We start from the raw sequence: 1192 nt of genomic DNA, 5'->3' as shown, positions 1-1192 counted from the left end.
TTAGGCGATGATCTTGGCAACCACGCCGGCGCCGACGGTACGGCCGCCTTCGCGGATTGCGAAGCGCAGACCTTCTTCCATCGCGATCGGGGCGATCAGCTTGACGGTGATCGACACGTTATCGCCCGGCATCACCATTTCTTTGTCGGCCGGCAGAACGATCGAGCCGGTCACGTCGGTGGTGCGGAAGTAGAACTGCGGACGGTAGTTGTTGAAGAACGGGGTGTGACGACCACCTTCGTCCTTCGACAGCACGTACACTTCGCCGGTGAAGTCGGTGTGCGGCTTGATCGAGCCCGGCTTGGCCAGAACCTGGCCACGCTGGACGTCTTCACGCTTGGTGCCGCGCAGCAGCAGGCCGACGTTGTCGCCAGCTTGACCCTGGTCCAGCAGCTTGCGGAACATTTCCACGCCGGTGCAGGTGGTCTTCACGGTGTCGACGATGCCGACGATTTCGATCTCTTCGCCGACCTTGATGATGCCGCGCTCGACACGACCGGTCACCACGGTACCGCGGCCCGAGATCGAGAACACGTCTTCCACCGGCATCAGGAAGGCGCCGTCRACGGCACGTTCCGGGGTCGGGATGTAGGTGTCCAGGGCTTCRGCCAGCTTGATGATGCAGTCTTCGCCCATCTCGCCAGCTGCGCCTTCCAGCGCCATACGMGCCGAACCCTTGATGATCGGCAGGTCGTCGCCCGGGAACTCGTACTTCGACAGCAGTTCGCGAACTTCCATTTCGACCAGTTCCAGCAGTTCCGCGTCGTCGACCAGGTCGCACTTGTTCAGGAACACGATGATGTACGGAACGCCAACCTGACGCGCCAGCAGGATGTGCTCGCGGGTCTGCGGCATCGGGCCGTCGGCGGCCGAGCACACCAGGATCGCGCCGTCCATCTGCGCGGCACCGGTAATCATGTTCTTGATGTAGTCGGCGTGGCCCGGGCAGTCAACGTGAGCGTAGTGACGGTTTGCGGTTTCGTACTCGACGTGCGCGGTGTTGATGGTGATGCCGCGTGCCTTCTCTTCCGGAGCCGCGTCGATCTGGTCGTAGGCCTTGGCTTCGCCGCCGAATTTCTTCGACAGAACGGTTGCGATTGCAGCCGTCAGGGTGGTTTTGCCGTGGTCAACGTGACCAATGGTGCCGACGTTGACGTGCGGCTTGGTCCGTTCGAATTTACCTTTTGCCATT

At 61.8% G+C, this 1192-nt stretch carries 1 protein-coding gene; it reads right to left on the bottom strand.

Annotated elements, in window-relative coordinates; all coding sequences use genetic code 11:
- Positions 1 to 1191 carry an elongation factor Tu gene (tuf, locus tag AC1DOP_RS27125; RefSeq protein ID WP_442124974.1) on the bottom strand — a complete coding sequence of 397 codons (1191 nt, stop codon included), beginning with the start codon at positions 1189 to 1191 and terminating at the stop codon, positions 1 to 3.
- Position 1192 lies beyond the last annotated feature (1 nt).

The organism is Massilia sp. 01N410 (genome assembly GCF_056399665.1).
Note: the sequence above shows the minus strand (reverse complement) of the source record. Positions and strands in the feature narration are given on the sequence as shown.